Source organism: Pseudomonas sp. 5.2 (assembly GCF_059025405.1).
In genome coordinates this window covers 70,864-89,669 of the sequence record NZ_JBYBHH010000002.1, presented here as the reverse complement: position 1 = coordinate 89,669, position 18,806 = coordinate 70,864, and the positions used below count along the sequence as shown (strand labels likewise).

Below are 18,806 nucleotides of genomic sequence, written 5' to 3'. Positions count from 1 at the left end.
CCACAGGTTCTGGTACAGGTGCCTAGCGGATAATCGTCAACCGCCCCAATACGGTCTGCCGGGAAAAGCCCATCACGTTGCCCAGTGAGTCGAGCGCTGCCAAAGGCGCTTGCACCGGGAAACTGCCACTGACCTTGCGCTGCCCCAACTCACCCTCGAGCAGCAGGATGCGCCCCGGGTAGTACCGCCCGAGGTCTTCGACCACCTGCGCCAGCGGCACTTGGTAGTAATTCAGCCAGCCCTGGCGCCAAGCCAGGCGGCTCTCGCTGTCTACGCTCACGGTGCTGCCCGCATGGCCGTCAACGTAAGCCAGCTGCTGATTGGCCGTCAGTTCACGGGCGACCGCGCCTTGCCCCGGCGTCACCGCGACCCGCCCACTGCGCACCGTCACCTGCGCGCCATCCCCCTGCTCACGCACCTCGAACTGGGTGCCCAGCACCCGCACCTCACCGCCTGCGGCAGCGACCAGAAACGGCTCGCCGGTGTGGGTGACCTGGAAGAACGCCGCCCCGCGCAGCAGCCGCACACGGCGCTCGCCCTGGGCGAAGTCGACCGTGATTGCGCTGCCTGCATCTAGTGTCACCTGCGATTGATCGGCCAGGGTCACCTGGCGGACGTTGCCGGCGCTGCTGTAGTCGGCCTGCAGGTCCTGCAGCCAGTAGCCAGGGTGCCAACCCCCCACGGTGCCAACCGCCAGCACCAGGCAGGCTGCAACCGCCAAGGCGGCGACGCGTTGGCGCCAACGACCTCGGGCAGGCGCCTTGGCCATGGCATCCAGGTACTTTTGCAGGCCCTCACGCTCTTCATCGGCCAACCGCGCCGCTGGCGCCGCGCTCATCTGCCACAGCGCCTGAGCCTGTGCATACGCCTCTCGATGCCCCGGGTCGGCCAGCAACCAACGCTTGAACGCCGCACCTTGGGCTTGCTCAGGCTGTTCGTTGATGCGGCTCAGCCACTGCAGCGCGGCCTGTGACTGCGCGGCAGTGATCGGATTCGGACGGCTCATCGACGGGCGCTCCCTGGCCTGCGTAGGGTGGAAACGGGCTCGGCGACACTCGCCTTGCACGCTTCGAGGGCGCGCATCATATGCTTTTCAACGGCGCTCTGGGACAGTTGCATGGCCGTGGCGATCTCGCTGTACGTGCAGCCGTGGATACGATTGAGCAGGAAGATCTGCCGCGTGCGATCGGGCAAGGCACGCAACGCAGCCTCGATGCGTTGCAGGTCGTGATCGACCTCCAGGGCTTGCTCAGGTTCTGCAGCACTGGACTGCTCATCCACGGCTTGCGTGGCTTCGGCCACACGCTCGCGGCTGCCTTCGCTGCGCAAGTGGTCGATGGCAAGGTTGCCGGCGCAGCGCAAAAGGTAGGTGTCCAGTGCTTCCACCTTGACCTCGGGGCGGCGCCAGAAGCGCAGGAACAACTCCTGGACCAGGTCCGATGCCGTGGCCCGGCAACCGACCCGGCGGCTGACCAATGCCTCCATGCGCGCACGCTGCGCCAGAAACACCTGAACAAAGCGCGCACGCCCGCCGGTGTTGTCAGCGTCTGGCTCGATCATGTCACCCGGCTCGCTCAAGGCGTCACACAGCAAGCACGGCCAACAGCGGGCCGAGCACCACGCTGACGGCGGCCAGGCCCAGCAACAGGCGGGGCTGGTACGGCAGGGCGAACACCCACAGGGTCACCCCCGCCATCAACACCGCTATCCATTCCACCAGGCCATGCGCCCAGCCCCGCATGTGCACGCTGAGTACCAGCGACAGCACCAGCAGCAGCCAGCCACCGACGCGCAGCACACGCAACTGTTGCGCCTGTGGTTTGCGCCCAAGCAGCTCCTTGAAGTGTTTTTCCATGGCCAGGCACAGGGCCACGAAGCCCGCGAAGCCGATCAGCGCACTACCTAGCATCCGCTCACCTCGCCGCCCTCGACCGTCGGTTTTTGGGCCGCGCGTGAGGCGCGCTTGGTAACAGGCTTTGCCGGGCGCAGCATCTTGCTGGCCGTCCAGGCCAGGAACACGCCGGTGGCCAGCGCCGTGAGGTCGAACCCGGCCATGGCCCAGTCGCCAGACCGCAATGACTGATCGAGGCCCTGGCCTGTGGTCAGGCCATTGAGCAGCGGCAGCAAGGCGAAGGCCAGCGCCCCCAGCGCCAGTTGCTCGCCCCAGGCGCGGCGCCCGGAACGCAGCACGGCATGCACCAGCGACAGTGCCCAGACCAGGAAGAACGTGTTGACCTCCCAATCGGCGCGGCCCTCGACAGCCACAGGGATCAGCCGATTGGCCCAGAAGAACCCAGCCACCGCTAGCAGCAGGCCACTCATGCTGGCAATGTTGAGCACCTCGACCAAGCGCAATTCGCCGGGCATGTGCGCGCTCTTGGCATGCTTGAGCTGACGCTTGCCCAGCCACATCACCAACCCTGTGCCGATGACTGCTGTGCCGGCCACGCCGAAGACAAAGTACAACCAACGCAGCCAGGGCCCGGCGAAATTGCCCATGTGCAGGCCGGCAAAACTGAAGGCCGTCATCATCGCACCGCTCTCCGGTGCACCTTGGGTCAGCAGCGCGCCGCTGGCGCCATCGAAGGTCCAGTGGGTGCTGCGCCGGTAGGCGACGTTATCAGCCGAGGACTGGGTGAAGGTGACCCGGGCATTGCGGTCACCGGGGTTTTGCAGCTGGATGAAACCGATGCGTGCACCCGGCGCCAATTCCTCGACTTTGGCGTACAGCGTCGGCAACGGCACCAGGGGCGTCGCGACGTTGGCAGCCTTGGGCGCATCGTCGCGGCCGAACAGCTCGTTGAAGTACTCGCCGGTATTGCCGCCATAGCTGGCCAGAATGCCGGCAGGCATCACCATGTACATGAACAGCACCAGGCTGCTGTAGCTGATCATCAGGTGGAACGGCAGCACCAGCACGCCGATTGCGTTGTGCCCGTCCAGCCAGGAGCGCTGGCCTTTGCCAGGGCGGAAGGTGAAAAACTCTTTGAAGATCTTCTTGTGGGTGATGATCCCGGTAACCAAGCCCAGCAGCATGATGAAGGCACAGAACGTCGACAGCCAACGGCCGAACGGGTACGGCATCTCCAGCTGGAAGTGGAAGCGGTAGAAGAATTCGCCGCCACGGCTATCGCGCGCCTCGACTGGCTGGCCAGTCTGCGCATCGAGGCTTTTGCTGACAAAACCGCGGCGCCCCGCCTCGGGGTCGCGCCAGCCCACGTTCAGCGCCGCCTCGCGCGCGTTGGGCAAGCGGATCATCCAGTTGCTGGCGTGCGCGGCGTTGGCCTCCAGGTAGCGCTGGGCCAAGCCCAGGCTGTTTACCGGGTCGAGCGCATGGCTGCGCACCTCGGGCTGGGTCCAGTGGTTGATCTCGTCCTTGAAGTACGAAAGCGTGCCAGTGAGGAAGATGGCGAACAGCAACCAGCCGAAGATCAGGCCGGTCCAGGTGTGCAACCAGGCCATGGCCTGGCGAAAGCCTTCTTTCATGGGTTTTTCATCCAGTAGGCAAAACCGCTGACCACGCCCAGCAGCACGCTTGGCAACAGCACGCCCCACCAGGCACGCCAGGCGCTACGGCAAGCGAAGCACCAGATGAACGCCAGCACGTAGAAGACGAACGACAACAGCAAGCCTGTGAGGGTCGCGTCGACCCGTGGCAAGGGCGCCAGCAGGGCGATGCTGACACTGGCCATGGATGCCAGCAGATAACCGCCCAGCGTTGCAGCCAGGCAGCGTGAGGCCACGGCCAGGCGGTAGCTGAGCGGGAGACCGGCGGCGTTGCGCTTCATGGCGGAGGTCCGGGCATTTTCGGGGCTGCAATAATAATGATTTCAATTCGCATAAGCAAAATATTGCCGCTGCTTAGCCGCCCATCGCTGACGGGCCGGCGATCCGCCCCTGGAGGATTGCCGAGCACAGGGTCGCCCACTACAATGCGAACAATTATTACTTCCAATCGCGCATCTTGGCGCCGGAGTATCCACGGTGTCCAGCGCCCTTTCCTCCACGGTCGAAGGCCTCTATCACGCCCATCACAACTGGCTGACCGGCTGGTTGCGCCGCCGCCTTGGCTGCCCGCAGAGTGCCGCCGACCTGGCGCAGGACACTTACGTACGCCTGCTTCAAGCACGCGAGACACCGCAATTGATCGAACCCCGGGCGTTCCTGGCCACGGTCGCCAAGCGGGTGCTGTGCAATCACTTTCGGCGCCAGGAACTGGAACGCGCCTACCTCCAGGCCTTGGCTCAGGTGCCGGAAGACGTGGCACCGAGCGAAGAACAGAAAGCGATCATCTTCGAGACGCTGCTGGAGCTCGACCGCCTGCTGGATGGCCTGCCAGCGCTGGTCAAGCGTGCCTTCCTGCTGGCGCAGGTCGACGGCCTGGGCCAAGGCGAAATCGCGCGTGAGCTGAACGTGTCACTGGCCACGGTCAAACGCTACCTGAACAAGGCGGCCATGCGCTGTTACTTCGCCCTGTGAATACCCAGTTTTCTCCGCAGGTAGCCGAGCAGGCCGTGCATTGGTTGATCGAGTCCCAGGGTGATGATTTTGATCGGGCTCAGCAGTTGGCGCTGGAGCACTGGCTACAAGCCGACCACGAACACCAGCGCGCCTGGGCGCATATTCAGCAGGTCAATCAGCGGCTACGTGGGGTGGCTTCGCCCGTGGTGCATGCGACGCTGCAAGCGCCGCCATCGGCCGCTCGAAGGCGTGCGCTCAAGGCCCTGTTGTTGCTCGGTGTGGCCAGTGCCACAGGGTTGGGGCTGCAGCAGCACAACCCGTTGCCAGGGCTAATGGCCGACTACCGCAGCCCGGTCGGCCAGCGTCGGCGGCTGAACCTGGAAGACGGCAGCCTGCTGCAACTCAATACCCGTAGCGCCGCCGATGTGCGCTTTGATGGGCACCAGCGGGTGGTGCGCCTGCTCGAAGGCGAACTGGCGCTGGAGGTGGTCAAGGATGCCCGGCCCTTGCTGCTGCGCACCGGCGAAGCTGCGCTGCAGTTGGACAGCGGCCGTTTCAACGTGCGCCAGTACGACGGGTTCAGCCTGGTGTCGGTGTTCAGTGGCGTCGCCACTGTGTCGGGTGAGGCCTTGCTGGCAGGGCAACAGGCCCGATTGGGGGGCAACGGCTGGCGGGCGGTCACAGCGCTGGACCGCAATGCCGGGGCCTGGGTCGACGGCATGCTGGTAGCGTCGCAGATGCGCCTGGGGGATTTCCTGGCCGAGCTCGGCCGCTACCGGCAGGGGCAACTGGGGTGCAGCGACCGGGTCGCCGACCTGCGGATTTCCGGGTCTTACCCGCTGGATGACAGTGAGCGAATTCTGCAGATGCTGGAGGTGGCATTGCCGGTGCGGGTGCGACGGTTTACCCGGTACTGGGTGACGGTCGATAGCCTGACGTGAGGTTGCCGGGCCCCCACCTACAGCGCCACCCTGGCAATAACTACAGCCGTGGGAGCGGGCTTGCCCCGCGAACACCGGCGAAGCCGGTGCCATGCACCGCGTATCCCCATTCGCGGGACAAGCCCGCTCCCACAGGGTCGTCACAAGGTCTGAGCCTGCGCAGTTACCTACGGGCGCTGGCTTGCCGGCCATAGGCTGCACAGCAGCCGCAGATTTTTTGCATTCACCTGAGCCATTTCCCAAGGTTCGCGTGACAGACAAGGCAAACCCCTTCTCTCAGGACCTCACCCATGCCGTTGCGCCCCAGCCCCCTCGTCCACGCCCTGCTGCTCGCCACCACCCTCGGCCTCGCCAGCCCCGCGGCCCACGCCGAAGCGCGGACCTACCACATCGCCGCCGGCTCCCTTGAAGACGCCCTCAACCAGTTCGGTCGCGAGAGCGGCGCATTGATCTCGTTCGGATCGCAACTGACCCAAGGCATGAACACCCCAGGCCTGGACGGCCAGTACGATGTGCGCCAGGGCCTCGACGCGCTGCTGCGCGGCAGTGGCCTGCAAGCCCGGCAAGAAACCGACAACGCCTTCAGCCTGCAGCCGCTGAGTGCCGCCAGCACCAGCGCCGCCGTCGAGCTGGGGGCTTCAACGGTGGTCGGCGACTGGTTGGCCGAAGCCCAGCAAGACAACGTCTTCGAACACCCCGGCGCCCGCGACGTCGTGCGCCGTGAAGCCTTCGAACGCAGCGGCGCCACCACCGCGCGCGAAGTGCTCAACCGCATCCCTGGGGTGAATGCGCCAGACAACAACGGCACCGGCAGCCATGACCTGGCGCTGAACTTTGGTATCCGTGGCCTCAACCCACGCCTGGCGTCGCGCTCCACCGTGCTGATGGACGGCATCCCGGTGCCGTTCGCGCCGTACGGCCAGCCTCAGTTGTCACTGGCGCCGATCAGCATGGGCAACATGGATGCCGTGGACGTGGTGCGCGGCGGCGGCGCAGTGCGCTATGGCCCGCAGAACGTCGGCGGCATCGTCAACTTCGTGACCCGTGCAATCCCTGAGGAGGCCACCTTCAAGGCCGCCATGCAAAACCAGATCAGCCCGTCCTCGAGCCACGACGGTTTCAAGAACAGCGCCAACCTGCTGGTCGGCGGCACCAATGCCAACGGCCTGGGCGGCGCCCTGCTCTACTCTGGCACCCGTGGCGGCGACTGGCGCGAGCACAGCGACACGCAGATCGATGACCTGATCCTCAAGGGCAAGCTGCAACTGGATGAGGCCAACAGCCTGCACGCCATGGCCCAATACTACGAAGGCGAAGCCGACATGCCCGGCGGCCTGAGCACCGCCGATTTCGATGCCGACCCTTACCAGTCGACGCGCCTGAAGGACAAGTTCTGGGGCCGTCGCACGCTGGTCAACGTCGGCTACGACTACAAGCAAGACGACCGCCAGTTCAGCGTCAACAGCTTCTTCACCAAAACCCTGCGCAGTGGCTACCTCGACCAGGGCAGCTTCGTTTCGCTGTCGCCGCGCGAATACTGGGTGCGCGGTATCGAAACCCGGTTCTCCCAAGGCGTTGCGCTGGGTGACAGCTGGCACGAACTGGGCATCGGCTACCGCTATGTCAACGAAGCCGGCCACGAATTGCGCTTCCGCGAACCGGTCAACGGCGACCTGCCGACCACTGCCAGCCGCAACGACCGCGATACCCGCGGCAGCACCGAAGCCCACGCCATCTACCTGGACGACCGTATCGACATCGGCCGCTGGACCATCACCCCGGGCGTACGCTACGAGATGATCGACTCCGAACAGAGCAACACGCTCAATGGCCAGCGTTACCAGGGCAGCTACAACACCGCGTTGCCGGCGTTGAACGTGATGTACCACCTCACCGACAGCTGGAACCTGTATGCCAACACCGAGGGTTCGTTCGGCAGCGTGCAGTACAGCCAGATGCCCAACCGCGTCAGCAGCGGTGAAGTAAAACCCGAAAAAGCACGCACCTGGGAAGTCGGCACCCGCTATGACAATGGCGACGTGCAGGCGGAGATCGGCGCGTTTCTGATCAACTTCGACAACCAGTATGAAAGCAACCAGACCAACGATTCGGTGATTGCACGCGGTGAGACCCGTCACCAAGGCATCGAGACCAGCATCCGCTATGCCCTCGACGGCCTGAGCCCGGCACTGGCCGGCTTCGACGTGCATGCCAGCTACGCGTTCGTCGATGCCACCATTCGCGAAGACGGCCCGAACAAGGGTAATAAGGTGCCGTTCTCTTCACGGCACAAGGGCACCTTGGGCGTCGGCTACACCGAAGGCCCGTGGCAGTTGGACCTGGATAGCAGCTTCCAGAGCAGCCAGTATGCCGACAACGCCAATACCGGCCAGGAAAGTGCCGATGGCAGCACCGGGCGTATCCCCGGCTACATGCTGGTCAGCACCCGCGCCGGGTATGACTTTGGCCCGCAGATGTCGAACCTGAAGGTGGCGGTAGGCGTGAAGAACCTGTTCAACCGCGAGTACTACACGCGTTCGTTCGACGACAACAACAAGGGTAAGTATGTGGGTGAACCACGGACCCTCTACGTGCAGACCTCGGTAGCCTTCTGACGAAACCCGGGGGTCGCTGCGCGGCCCTCGCCTTGCAGTTGCAACAAGAAATTTATTTTCAAAAAGGGCTTGAAATCATTCCGCCGTTGCCTGACCTTAGAGTCAAGAGGCGCAGAAATTCCAAGGGTCTCAAGGGCCTAGGCACGCCTCCATGCGAGCAAGCTGAATAAGGATTGAATCATGCAAATCCAGGTCAACAGCAGCAACCATATCGAAGGTAACGCCCGGCTCGACGAGTGGGTCCGCAGTACGCTGGAAAGCTCACTGGAACGTTACGAGGACGACCTCACCCGCATCGAGGTGCACCTGCGCGACGAGAACGGCGCCAAACCCGGACCGCATGACAAACGTTGCCAAATGGAGGCTCGCCCGAAAGGCCACCAACCGATTTCCGTGACCCACACCGCCACCTCGCTGGACCAGGCGGTCGATGGCGCCGCCACCAAGCTCAACCACGCGCTTGAACACTTCTACGGCAAGTTGCGCAGCAAGCGCGGCGTGCTGGAGCTAAGTGACCCCGACGCCTGAGGGTGGTAACAAAACGCCCGGCCTAGTGCCGGGCGTTTTCGTTTCTGTCGATCAACGGCGCTGAACCAACGCGCGCTCATGCCGGTCAACCCCTGCACTCAATCGCTGCAGAACGCATGACCATGAACAACCCCTTCGCACAGATCAGCGCCGCCTTCGCCCCCGAGTACCGGGTCAACCTGAGCATCGTCGACCTGGATGGCAGCATCATGCTCACCCTTGCCGACGACGCTGGCGTGGTCGCCAAGCGCCTGATCAGCCAGGCTCAGCGTAACGACCCGGTGCGCTTGCAGCGGGTCATCGACAGCATCCGCCTGGGCCTGGCCATCGAACTGAGCCAGAACCCGATGCAAGTGCTCGCAGCACTCACCCGCGATGCGCAGCATGCACCGCGTCACTTCGTGGCCAACTGAGGGCTACTTGCCCTCGTCCACTTCCTTGCCATTGGCATCCAGCACCTTGGTCGAGGGGTAGCGGTACGACGCGTAGCGCACCACCAGGATCGAGAACGCCAGCAACAGGATGCCACCGCATAGGTACAACAGCCCCTCGTCCGGCGCCTTGTGGTGCGAGACATCGCCGATCAGCAGGCGGGTCAATGCGGTGATCGCCACGTACAGCAAAAAGCGGATGGGCATGTGGTTGGTCTTGAAGTAGATCCCAACCATGGCCCCCAGCTCCAGGTAGATGAACAGCAGCAGGATGTCATCGACACTGACCCCGCCCTTGCCGAGCATGTCCAGGAAGGTCATCACCGCCGCGTAGGCGGTGATGGCGCCAATGCCGAACAGCGCCAGATAATGGAATGCCTCGACGCACAGGTTGCCCAGCGAGTCGGCCGAGCCGTGCAGGCCCTTGCGCAGCTTTTCAGCCCATTTGATGTTCACGATTGTCCCATTCCCCGATACGCCATGAAGGATGATGCGTCACCTGTGTGACGCTTGTGCCATGCAGTTAAAGGGCCAGGCCCTCGCCTTGGAAGGCGACCGATTGCCGCAAGGCACCTGTGGGCTACGCTTTTGCGGGAAGATTCTGGTTGCGCAACGATGCCCAATGCCATTACTGTATAAAGATACAGTAAAACGCAACCCAACCAGCAAAAAGGCATAGAGGTGATGAATGGCCGTCGAAGTGGTGTACCGCAGCAGCCGCGACCCGGAGCGCTTGTTCATGGATAAGGCCGAAGCAGATCGTCACGACAAGATGCTCGAACTGGCCGAGCGCCTGGCAGAAGTGCTGCACAAGGCGGTGCCATCGCTGACCGAGCAACAGGTCGAGGAAGCCGGTATCTACATGGCCAAGAACCGCGACGTGTTCGCCCGGGCGTTCAAGAGCCAGCCAGATGCGTTGGCAGAGTTGCTCGAAGGCCAAGCCCAGTAAGAGCAGCCTTGGGCTGCGAAGAGGCCCTTGAAGTCGAACAATGAATGCTAGCCATACCGGCCCTTTCGCAGCACAAGGCTGCTCCTACAGGGGAAGCGTCAGGCTTAGCCGTAGAGCAGCCGCTCTGCCAGCATCTGCGCCACCCGCGCCGGCGAGCGCTTCTCTGCCTGGGCATGGCCAAACACTTCGGTGAGCCGCGTAGGAATGCGCGCCAGGTGCGCGGTGATGGTCCCCAGGTCTTCGCCCCGATGGGTCAACGCTACGTAGATCAGCCCACCGGCATTGATCACATAGTCGGGCGCATACAGTATCCCGCGCGATTCCAACTGGTCGGCAACCTGCAGGGTGGTCAGCTGGTTGTTCGCCGCCCCCGCCACCGCCGCACAGCGCAGCTGCATCACGCTCTGCCCGTTCAGCACAGGCCCTACGCCACACGGGGCGAAGATGTCGCAGGGGGTGCTGATCAAGGCATCGTTGGTCACCGGGTGGGCATTGAACTGCTCGACCGCCAACCGCACCCGCCCGGGGTCCAGGTCGCTCACCAACAGCTCCGCACCCGCCGCGTGCAGTTGCTCGGCCAAGGCATAGCCAACGTTGCCCAGCCCTTGTACGGCCACCCGCAAGCCTTCCAGGTTGTTACTGCCCAGCCGTGCTTTCGACGTGGCGCGGATGCCGGCGAACACGCCCATGGCGGCATGGGGCGAAGGGTCCCCCGAGGCTGTTGTGCTGGTCACATGCGGCGTGCTCTGCGCGATGCAGTCCATATCCACCGTCGAGGTACCGCTGTCCACAGCCGTGATGAAGCGCCCCTGCAAGGTATCGACGAAACGGCCGAATGCCTCGAACAGCGCAGCGCGGTTTTCCACATGGGGGTTGCGCATGATCACTGCCTTGCCGCCGCCCAAGGCCAAACCGGCCAGCGCGGCCTTGTAGCTCATGCCCTGGGCCAAGCGGATCGCGTCGACCATGGCGCTCTCGTCATCGGCGTATGGCAGGTAGCGACAACCGCCCATGGCGGGGCCCAGCTGCTCGCTGTGGATCGCCACCACCGCCTTCAACCCCGTTGGCGGGTCGATGAACAGGTGCAGCGATTGGGTACGGGTGCTTTGCATTAGCGCGAACATCGACGGGCTCCCCAGCGAGGTGCTCCTATCAGTATAGGCAGGCCCAAGTGCGGGAAGCCTCGGTCAGACCACTGGACGAAACCGCGCGCCACAGCTAATAGTTAAACGTGTGTGGAGAAGCCCCATGAAGCCACGTCAAGCCTGCCTGGCCTGCCTGGAACGCGAGCCTGTCGCCCTGCTGGAAGCCGCATTGTGGATGGCCGCCGAGCACGACCGAAGTGTCGAGCCCGCGAGCAGCCTTGCCCTGCTGCACGACCTGCACCGCGAGATCAGCGCCAACCTGCCGATGCTGCCCCTGTGCGAACTGGCCCAGCCGCTGCTGCGCCAACTCAATGCACTGGGCTTTCAACAAGACGAATATCACCCGTTGCGGCCACACGCGGCGATGATGGACAAAGTGCTGCAGCGCCGCCGTGGCCAGCCATTGACCCTGGCCATCCTGGCCCTGGAACTGGCTGGGCGGCTGTCGATCCCGCTGGAAGGCGTTGCATTTCCCGGCCACTTCCTGCTGAGCGTGCCCGGTGCCGACCACCTGCTCGACCCTTGCGGCGGCAGGCGCTTGTACCCCAGCGATTGCCGCGACCTGCTCGCCCGCCAGTTCGGCCCACACGTGCCGCTGAGTGCAGAGCACATGCGCACGGCCAGCCCTCGGCAAATGCTGCAACGCCTGTCACGCAACCTGCGCCAATTGCACATCAGCAACGACAACCACCTGGCTGCGTTGATCGACGCCGAACGGGTGATGCAGCTGGGCCCGGTGCAGGTCAGCGACTACACCACCCGCGCATCGCTCTACCAGTTTCTGGATTGCCCGCAGGCCGAACGTTTCGACCTGGAGCATGCCCTGCTACTCACAGAAGACCCGGTCCAGCGCCTGAAGCTTTCCGAGCGGATCGGCAAACTCCCGACGGTGAACCGTTCGATTCACTGAGCCGGGGTATCCGGCTGCTGCGAAGGATGCGCCTGGATGAACGCCGGGTGCTGGGCTGCCAGGGCGGCGACCCGACGAATGCGCGGATAACCGCCCAGGTCGATGTTGAACCGCTCGGCAGCGTACACCTGCGGCAGCAAGTAGACATCCGCCAAGCCCGGCGTGTCGCCAAAGCAGAAGCCGTGGTCGCCGATCAGTTGCTCGACCGCCGACAGCCCTTGGCCGATCCAGTGCGCGATCCACTGGTTGACCTGAGGCTCGTCCTGCCCTGCCTGGCGCAGCAGGTTAAGTACGCTGACGTTGTGCAACGGGTGAACATCGCAGCCAATGATCGCCGCCACACCGCGCACCTTGGCTCGCGCCTCGGCCGTGTCCGGCAGCAGCGCAGGGTGTGGATAAACCTCTTCCAGGTACTCGATGATCGCCGGTGACTGCACCAACAGCGCACCGCTGTCGGTGCGCAGGGCCGGTACACGGCCCTGCGGGTTCACGGCGACATAGTCCGCACCGCGCTGCTCGCCCTTGAGCAGGTTGACCGGCAAGGACTGGTAACCCAGCCCCTTCAGCGCCAGCGCGATGCGCACCCGGTAGGACGAGGTGGAACGGTAGTAGGTGTACAGCTCCATACCCCTGCCCCCTCAGTTGGCTGCGATGACTTTGCCGCGGCATTCGCCGAAGCCGATGCTGGCCACACCATCACGCGTGCAACGGGCACGCAGGATGATTTCGTCGCCGTCTTCGAGGAACTTGCGCACCTCACCGCTGGCCAGTTCCACCGGCTGCTTGCCGCCCTCGGTGATCTCTAGCAGGCTGCCAAAAGAGCCTGGCGTTGCCCCCGACAGTGTGCCCGAACCGAACAGGTCGCCCGGTTGCAGCTGGCAACCGTTGACGCTGTGGTGGGCAACCATCTGCGCCACGGTCCAGTACATGCTGCGGGTGTTGCTCAGGGTCAGCCGGTGAGCCGCAATGCCTTGCTCGCGCATGCGCTCGGTCAGCAGCAGCACTTCCAGTTCGATATCGAACGCACCCTTGGCCTGGTCACGTGCATCCATCAGGTAGGACAGCGGCTGCGGATCGCCTTGCGGGCGCGCCGGCTGCGCAGTGCGGAACGGCTCCAGGGCCTCGGCGGTCACCACCCAGAGCGAAATGCTGGTAATGAAACTCTTGGACAAAAACGGCCCCAGTGGCTGGTATTCCCAGGCCTGGATATCACGCGCCGACCAGTCGTTGAGCAGGCAGAAGCCGGCGACGTGCTCGGCGGCATCACCCACCGGGATCGACTCGCCCATGTCGTTGCCCTGGCCAATCCAGATACCCAGCTCCAGCTCGTAGTCCAGGCGCGCGCAGGGCCCGAAGCTTGGCTCGGTGTGCCCGGCCGGCAGGGTTTGGCCTTGGGGTCGGCGCACATCGGTACCGGAGGGGCGAATGGTCGAAGCGCGACCGTGGTAACCGATCGGCACATGCTTGTAGTTGGGCAGCAGCGGGTTGTCCGGGCGGAACAGCTTGCCGACGTTCTTGGCGTGTTCGATGCCGACGTAGAAGTCGGTGTAGTCCCCGATCTTCGCCGGCACATGCAGTTGGCAATCACTGGCTGGGTAAAGCGCGGTTTTCAGCGCCGACTGGTGTTCGCTGTGTTCGCCGAGCAGCGCCAGCAGGCGCTCACGCAGGGCGACACGGGCGCCACGGCCGAGGGCGAAGAAGGCGTTCAGTGCACCACCGCGGGTAGCCTCCACCGCTGCCTTGGCCTCGCCGTCGAACAAGCCCGCAGCGAGCACCGCTTCCAGGTCAAGGATGGCATCGCCGATGGCCACGCCGCAGCGCAGCGCTTCACCCGGCCGGCTGAAGATGCCCAACGGCAGGTTTTGCAGCGGGAAATCGCTGTGCCCGTTGGCATGCTCGACCCAGCTACGGGTAATGGCGGTCTGGTTCATGGGTTATCTCCGGTTCGGGTTGAAGGTGCTCGGCAAGGTGGCCCAGCAACTATCGTAGTCGGCCTGCAATTGCGGGCATTCGAGCGCATGGCGGCTCGGGCGCAGCACTTGGCTGGTCTCGAACATGAAGGCCATGGTGTTGTCGATCTTGTGCGGCGCGAGGTCGGCGGCGATGGCCTTGTCGCACGTCTCGGCGTCGGGGCCATGGGCGCTCATCACCCCGTGCAGCGAAGCGCCGCCCGGCAGGAAACCCTCGGCCTTGGCATCGTAGGCACCCTGGATCAGGCCCATGAACTCGTTCATCAGGTTGCGGTGGAACCATGGCGGACGGAAGGTGTTCTCGGCCACCATCCAGCGCGGCGGGAAGATCACGAAGTCCATGTTGGCCAGGCCATGCACGCTGGTGGGCGACGTCAGCACGGTGAAGATGGACGGGTCTGGGTGGTCGAAGCTGACCGTGCCGATGGTGTTGAAGCGGCGCAGGTCGTATTTGAAGGGCACGTTGCTGCCATGCCAGGCGACCACGTCCAGCGGCGAATGCTGCAACTCGCAGGCCCAGTGTTCGCCGAGGAACTTCTGCACCAGTTGCACCGGGCCCTCGGCTTCTTCGTAATGCGCCACCGGCGTGAGGAAGTCACGCGGGTTGGCCAGGCCGTTGCTGCCGATGGGCCCGAGGTCCGGAATGCGCAGCGGCGCGCCGTGGTTTTCGGCCAGGTAGCCACGCGCCTGGCCATCGAGCAGCTCGACGCGAAACTTCATGCCCCGTGGGATCACTGCGATTTCCAGCGGCTCGACGTCCATGACCCCAAGCTCGGTAGCGATGCGCAGGCGGCCCTGTTCCGGCACCAGCAGCAGTTCACCGTCGGCATTGAAGAACACCCGCTCCATGGAGCGGTTGGCACTGTAGATGTAGATGCTCACGCCCGCCGGTTTATCTGCGGGCGCGTTGGCCACCATCGGCACCCAGCCTTCGATGAAATCGGTGGGCTCGGCAGGGATGGGCTGCGGGTTCCAGCGCAGGCGGTTTGGGGTGACGGCGCCCAGCGGCCCACTCAGCGGCTGACGTGCCAGGCGCTCGAAGCGTGGGTGCAGTGCAGACGGGCGGATGCGGTACAGCCAGGTGCGGCGCAACTCACTGCGGGTCATGGTGAACGCCGTGCCCGAAAGCAGTTCGGCATACAAGCCGTAGGGGGCTTTCTGCGGCGAATTCTGCCCGACCGGCAATGCACCTGGCAGTGCTTCGCTGGCGAACTCGTTGCCGAAGCCGCTCAGGTAGTGAAGGTCGGGGGACGTGTCGCGGTTCATCGATGCCTCCGGGCTCTGGCAGAGCCGTTGCTGGCAGCTGGCTGCTGGGGTGGCAGCACGTCTGCATTGTTTTTATCGTAATCAGATTACGAATAACGTAATTTGCTACGGACAAGGCGTCAAGCTATAAAGGCGCGACTCGACGAATCCGGATACCTATGCCCATGGCCAAAGCCAGCTCACCCACCGATAACGGCAAGCAGAAGGTCCGCTCGGCGGAAGTCGGCACCGATATCCTCAAGGCACTCGCCGAACTCTCTCCTTCCACGTCCCTGTCACGCCTGGCGGAGCATGTGCAGATGCCGGCCAGCAAGGTGCACCGCTACCTGCAGGCGCTCATTGCCAGCGGCTTTGCCGAACAGGATGCGGCCACCAACCACTATGGCCTGGGGCGTGAGGCGTTGCGCGTGGGGTTGGCGGCATTGGGCAGCATCGATGTGCTGAAGATTGCGGCGCTGCCGTTGTCGCAGCTGCGCGATGAGTTGAACGAGAGCTGCTTCATTGCCGTTTGGGGCAATCAGGGCGCGACCGTGGTCAGCATCGAGCCTGCGGTGCGTGCGGTTACGGTGGTGACCCAGATCGGGTCGGTGCTGCCGCTGCTCAGTTCGTCCACCGGCCTGGTGTTCGCCGCCTACCTGCCGGCGCGCGAAACTGACGAGCTGCGCGACCGGGAGCTGGCAGCGCTGCAGCACAGCGCCAGCGATTATGCGGCCGTGCTGGAGGGCATCCGTGAACGTGGCCTGCACCATGTGCATGGCCTGTTGATGCCGGGTGTGGATGCGCTGTCAGCACCGGTATTCAACGCCCTGGGGCAGATCGCTGCGGTGATGACTGTGGTCGGCCCGACGTCGATTTTCCATGCCGACGAGCACGGGCCTGCGGCGCAGCGGTTGCTGGCTGCAGCGCGCGATACAAGCTGGCGGATGGGGTACGCGGCTGAAGGGTGAGCGGAATGGGCACTGTTGCCCGAAACGTAAAGGTGAATGTCGTAAGCGGCTATTTTTCCTACAGGATCAAGCGCTTATTCTTAACTCACTGGCCGGCATGAAGGGCACTACCCCCCCCGCCCTTCAGGCCTGCGAGGTTCACCGACGTAGATTTTGAAGCTCCTTGATCTAACGTCTCGATTGGCCGCTGCGATTGCAGCGGCTTTTTTTTTGCCTGGTGTTTGTTAGGTGAGAGCGTTAGGGCCGCCGGGGGTATGGCGTTAGATTTTTAGCGCCGATGAGATCGAGCGCCGCCCGCGCGGCGATTCGCAGCACAAGGCTGCTCCTACATCTGTTTCGGGCCAATTATTCCTGGGGTTTGGGCGCCGCCCATCTCCTGTAGGAGCAGCCTTGTGCTGCGAAGCGCCGCGCAGGCGGCGCTCGATCTCACAGGCGCTGAAAACTCATGCCAGGCACTGCAAAAAACTCAGCGGCTGCTCACGAAAGGCCAGGTAATGCCGCAACACCTGCACCGGTGCTTCAGTATGCGGGTAATGGCCAATGCCCTGCAGTTGCACGGTATCGGGCTCCGGCACCAGTTGCCGGTAACGCTCGACCATGCGCGCACCGGAAACCGGGTCGACCACACCGTTGATGAAGCGCAAGGGCACCCCTTCACGTTGCAACGCCCCCACCCACCGCTCGCGGTGCAGGGTGCGCTCCGGCCAGTAGCCGGCCAGCTTGTGCAAAATGCGCGTGCCGCGGTTGGCGGCGATCAGGCTCCAGCAATCGTCCAGTGCGCTTTCACTGGGGTGGGTGCAGGGGCCATAAACCTGGGTCACGTTGCGCACCAGGTCGTCACGCCCGAACGAGCGCCCTACCAACCAGCCCAGGCGGCTGAGCAGCAGCTTCTGGATCAGCAGCATGCGGCAGCTCTCGGGGAACAGCCCACTGTTGAGAAACACGCAGCTGGCGATGTTCGCGCGCTGTTCGTGGTGCCGCGCCAGCAGCTCTTGGGCCACGCTGCCGCCATAGTCATGGGCCATCAGGTGCACAGGCTGGTTGACCTTGAGGTGGGCGAGCAACGCTTGCTGCAGGTCGGCCTGTTCCATCAGGCTGTATGCGTGATTGACCGGTTTGGCGGAGTCGCCAAAGCCCAGCATGTCGCAGGCGATCAGCCGAAAACGCTGGGCCAGCGGCGCCCACAGGTAGTGCCAGTCCCAACTGGCAGTGGGGAAGCCATGTAACAGAAGCAGGGGCTCTCCTTGCCCTGCGGTCCAGTAGCGGATGCTCTGGCCCCGGAAGGTAAAACTCTGTCCCCGGGTACGCCAGACGCACAATGGAATCTCGGCCAAAGGCATCAGATCGGTCCCGGTGGAGTTGTGTTGACGGAATAGGGCAAGGCTGCGCTCATTGCATGTCACCTCGGCACTTACATGTGCTCTCTATGTCGAGGCAGAGTCTAGCCAGCCGCCCATGGGCTGAAACTTGCGTTGCCAGCCAGCTTGATGACCTTGCGAGTCAGTGGCACGAACGGTCAGAGGAGCATGGCCAGCAGCGGTGCGGCGAACAGGTTCAGCAGCCCGGTCAGGACCATGACCAAGCCGGCCACGGAGCCTTCTTCGCGGCCCACTTCCTGGGCCCTGCTAACCCCAGCACCATGCGCCCCGACCCCGAACAACGCACCCCGCGCCAAAGGTGTGCGCAAGGGCAACCAACGCAGCAGCACCCCGCCGAACATCGCGCCCAGTACCCCGGTGAACATCACGAATACCGCGGTCAGTTCCGGCACGCCGCCGAGGTCGTGGGCCAGCGGCATGGCGAACGGCGTGGTGATCGAGCGCGGCACCAGCGACAGGCTGATCGCATTGTCCAGCGCCAACAGGTGAGCCAGCCCCCAGGAGCTGGCGATCGAAGCGGTGCTGCCGGCCAGCATACCCATCAGCAATGCCGGCCAGTGGCGCGCCAACATAGCCCGCTGCTGCCAGATGGGCACCGCGAATGCCACGGTCACCGGGCCCAGCACGCCCATCAGCCAATGGGTGTTGCGCGCGTACTCGGCATAAGCGGTGTGCAACGGCACGGCCACCGCCAGCAGCAGCGCAGGGACCAGGATCAGCGGCGACAGCAGGTAGCGCCCGCTGCGCCGGTACAGCCAGCGGCTGCCCAGGTAGGCCAGCAGGGTCAGCGCCAGCCAGAACAGCGGCATAGGTTCAAGGCTCATGGCGCAGCCTCCAGCGGCACACCAGTTCGACGGTGAGCGCAGTCACCACCATGACCATCAGCGTGCTCACGGCAATCACCAGCAGGATGCGCCAGCCTTCCTCGCGCACCAGGGTGCCGTAATCAAGCAGGCTCATCAGCGCAGGAATGAAGAACAGCAGCATTTCCGCCATCAGCCAGCCGGCGCCCAGCTGCAACGTGGCCGGCTTGACCACACCGCTGGCGAACAGCAGCAGAAGCAGCGCCAGCCCCATCACGCCACCGGGGATGGGCCAGCCGAGCCACACAGCCAGCTGGCCACCGAGCAGGAACAGGGCAAACAGGATCGCCAGCTCGACGAGCAGGCGCAGGGCTTTTTTCACTAACGCGGGTTTCATGGGGGTGCTTCCTCGACAGGCCCTCATTTTAAGATTTGCCTGCCTAGGCCAGAAGCGAATTGTT

21 protein-coding genes are annotated in these 18,806 nt (G+C 64.1%); 8 read left to right on the top strand and 13 right to left on the bottom strand.

Annotation, left to right across the window (positions count from 1 at the left end):
• Nucleotides 1-22 precede the first annotated feature (22 nt).
• The 5 genes from AC5PZ0_RS04090 to AC5PZ0_RS04070 are packed head-to-tail and all read right to left on the bottom strand — an operon-like array spanning nucleotide 23 to nucleotide 3,788.
• Nucleotides 23-1,006: a FecR family protein gene (locus tag AC5PZ0_RS04090; RefSeq protein WP_493854416.1), complete on the bottom strand. Its 984-nt coding sequence runs from the start codon at nucleotides 1,004-1,006 to the stop codon at nucleotides 23-25.
• A complete protein-coding gene (locus tag AC5PZ0_RS04085; RefSeq protein WP_085273957.1) occupies nucleotides 1,003-1,560 on the bottom strand; it encodes an RNA polymerase sigma factor in 558 nt (185 codons plus the stop codon). Before AC5PZ0_RS04085 ends, AC5PZ0_RS04090 begins: the two co-directional genes overlap by 4 nt.
• A 22-nt stretch (nucleotides 1,561-1,582) precedes the next feature.
• A complete protein-coding gene (locus AC5PZ0_RS04080; RefSeq protein WP_265968530.1) occupies nucleotides 1,583-1,909 on the bottom strand; it encodes a DUF3325 domain-containing protein in 327 nt (108 codons plus the stop codon).
• Entirely contained in the window at nucleotides 1,903-3,486 is a 1,584-nt protein-coding gene (locus AC5PZ0_RS04075) for a PepSY-associated TM helix domain-containing protein (protein WP_099430409.1), read from the bottom strand. The genes AC5PZ0_RS04080 and AC5PZ0_RS04075 overlap by 7 nt, the downstream gene beginning before the upstream one ends.
• On the bottom strand, nucleotides 3,483-3,788 hold the full coding sequence (locus AC5PZ0_RS04070; RefSeq protein ID WP_027595273.1) for a DUF3649 domain-containing protein: 306 nt from the start codon (nucleotides 3,786-3,788) through the stop codon (nucleotides 3,483-3,485). Before AC5PZ0_RS04070 ends, AC5PZ0_RS04075 begins: the two co-directional genes overlap by 4 nt.
• 196 nt (nucleotides 3,789-3,984) lie before the next feature.
• Between AC5PZ0_RS04070 and AC5PZ0_RS04065 the strand changes: the two genes are divergently transcribed.
• From AC5PZ0_RS04065 to AC5PZ0_RS04045, 5 genes are all read left to right on the top strand, one after another.
• A complete protein-coding gene (locus AC5PZ0_RS04065) occupies nucleotides 3,985-4,479 on the top strand; it encodes a sigma-70 family RNA polymerase sigma factor (RefSeq protein ID WP_085273953.1) in 495 nt (164 codons plus the stop codon).
• Nucleotides 4,476-5,402, top strand: coding sequence for a FecR domain-containing protein (locus tag AC5PZ0_RS04060; protein WP_493854415.1), 927 nt, complete (start codon nucleotides 4,476-4,478; stop codon nucleotides 5,400-5,402). The genes AC5PZ0_RS04065 and AC5PZ0_RS04060 overlap by 4 nt, the downstream gene beginning before the upstream one ends.
• Nucleotides 5,403-5,692: 290 nt before the next feature.
• Complete coding sequence (fecA, locus tag AC5PZ0_RS04055) at nucleotides 5,693-8,017, top strand: TonB-dependent Fe(3+) dicitrate receptor FecA (protein ID WP_493854414.1); 2,325 nt, start codon at nucleotides 5,693-5,695, stop codon at nucleotides 8,015-8,017.
• Between the two features lie 180 nt (nucleotides 8,018-8,197).
• Nucleotides 8,198-8,545: an HPF/RaiA family ribosome-associated protein gene (locus AC5PZ0_RS04050; RefSeq protein WP_027595269.1), complete on the top strand. Its 348-nt coding sequence runs from the start codon at nucleotides 8,198-8,200 to the stop codon at nucleotides 8,543-8,545.
• A gap of 122 nt (nucleotides 8,546-8,667) precedes the next feature.
• Entirely contained in the window at nucleotides 8,668-8,958 is a 291-nt protein-coding gene (locus AC5PZ0_RS04045) for a DUF3509 domain-containing protein (RefSeq protein ID WP_027595268.1), read from the top strand.
• 3 nt (nucleotides 8,959-8,961) lie between these two features.
• Here the strand turns inward: AC5PZ0_RS04045 and AC5PZ0_RS04040 are convergent, their stop codons facing one another.
• Nucleotides 8,962-9,432, bottom strand: a complete 471-nt coding sequence (locus AC5PZ0_RS04040; protein ID WP_027595267.1) for a phosphate-starvation-inducible protein PsiE — start codon at nucleotides 9,430-9,432, stop codon at nucleotides 8,962-8,964.
• A gap of 232 nt (nucleotides 9,433-9,664) precedes the next feature.
• Here AC5PZ0_RS04040 and AC5PZ0_RS04035 point away from each other — a divergent pair, with 232 nt between their 5' ends.
• On the top strand, nucleotides 9,665-9,925 hold the full coding sequence (locus tag AC5PZ0_RS04035) for a YebG family protein (RefSeq protein WP_027595266.1): 261 nt from the start codon (nucleotides 9,665-9,667) through the stop codon (nucleotides 9,923-9,925).
• Nucleotides 9,926-10,029: 104 nt separating this feature from the next.
• On the opposite strand, the gene AC5PZ0_RS04030 is transcribed toward AC5PZ0_RS04035, so the two are convergent.
• Nucleotides 10,030-11,049 carry a Glu/Leu/Phe/Val dehydrogenase family protein gene (locus tag AC5PZ0_RS04030; protein ID WP_027595265.1) on the bottom strand — a complete coding sequence of 340 codons (1,020 nt, stop codon included), beginning with the start codon at nucleotides 11,047-11,049 and terminating at the stop codon, nucleotides 10,030-10,032.
• A gap of 124 nt (nucleotides 11,050-11,173) precedes the next feature.
• Between AC5PZ0_RS04030 and AC5PZ0_RS04025 the strand changes: the two genes are divergently transcribed.
• Nucleotides 11,174-11,980 (top strand): SirB1 family protein, encoded by an 807-nt coding sequence (locus AC5PZ0_RS04025; protein WP_493854413.1) that lies wholly within the window; start codon nucleotides 11,174-11,176, stop codon nucleotides 11,978-11,980.
• Here AC5PZ0_RS04025 and maiA read toward each other — a convergent pair.
• Genes maiA through hmgA form a run of 3 tightly spaced genes read right to left on the bottom strand, consistent with a single transcriptional unit; the run spans nucleotide 11,974 to nucleotide 15,216 of the window.
• Nucleotides 11,974-12,606, bottom strand: a complete 633-nt coding sequence (gene maiA / locus AC5PZ0_RS04020) for a maleylacetoacetate isomerase (RefSeq protein ID WP_493854412.1) — start codon at nucleotides 12,604-12,606, stop codon at nucleotides 11,974-11,976. The two genes, AC5PZ0_RS04025 and maiA, sit on opposite strands and share 7 nt — an antisense overlap.
• A 12-nt stretch (nucleotides 12,607-12,618) precedes the next feature.
• Entirely contained in the window at nucleotides 12,619-13,911 is a 1,293-nt protein-coding gene (fahA, locus tag AC5PZ0_RS04015; protein ID WP_493854411.1) for a fumarylacetoacetase, read from the bottom strand.
• Between the two features lie 3 nt (nucleotides 13,912-13,914).
• Nucleotides 13,915-15,216, bottom strand: a complete 1,302-nt coding sequence (gene hmgA / locus AC5PZ0_RS04010) for a homogentisate 1,2-dioxygenase (protein WP_493854410.1) — start codon at nucleotides 15,214-15,216, stop codon at nucleotides 13,915-13,917.
• Nucleotides 15,217-15,380: 164 nt separating this feature from the next.
• Here hmgA and AC5PZ0_RS04005 point away from each other — a divergent pair, with 164 nt between their 5' ends.
• Entirely contained in the window at nucleotides 15,381-16,163 is a 783-nt protein-coding gene (locus AC5PZ0_RS04005; RefSeq protein WP_027595260.1) for an IclR family transcriptional regulator, read from the top strand.
• A gap of 443 nt (nucleotides 16,164-16,606) precedes the next feature.
• Here AC5PZ0_RS04005 and AC5PZ0_RS04000 read toward each other — a convergent pair whose 3' ends face one another.
• The 3 genes from AC5PZ0_RS04000 to AC5PZ0_RS03990 form a co-directional block, all read right to left on the bottom strand.
• Nucleotides 16,607-17,503: an alpha/beta fold hydrolase gene (locus tag AC5PZ0_RS04000; RefSeq protein WP_265970186.1), complete on the bottom strand. Its 897-nt coding sequence runs from the start codon at nucleotides 17,501-17,503 to the stop codon at nucleotides 16,607-16,609.
• A 176-nt stretch (nucleotides 17,504-17,679) separates the two neighbouring features.
• Nucleotides 17,680-18,366 (bottom strand): LrgB family protein, encoded by a 687-nt coding sequence (locus AC5PZ0_RS03995; protein ID WP_027595258.1) that lies wholly within the window; start codon nucleotides 18,364-18,366, stop codon nucleotides 17,680-17,682.
• A complete protein-coding gene (locus AC5PZ0_RS03990) occupies nucleotides 18,356-18,742 on the bottom strand; it encodes a CidA/LrgA family protein (RefSeq protein ID WP_186702479.1) in 387 nt (128 codons plus the stop codon). The genes AC5PZ0_RS03995 and AC5PZ0_RS03990 overlap by 11 nt, the downstream gene beginning before the upstream one ends.
• Between the last annotated feature and the right edge of the window lie 64 nt (nucleotides 18,743-18,806).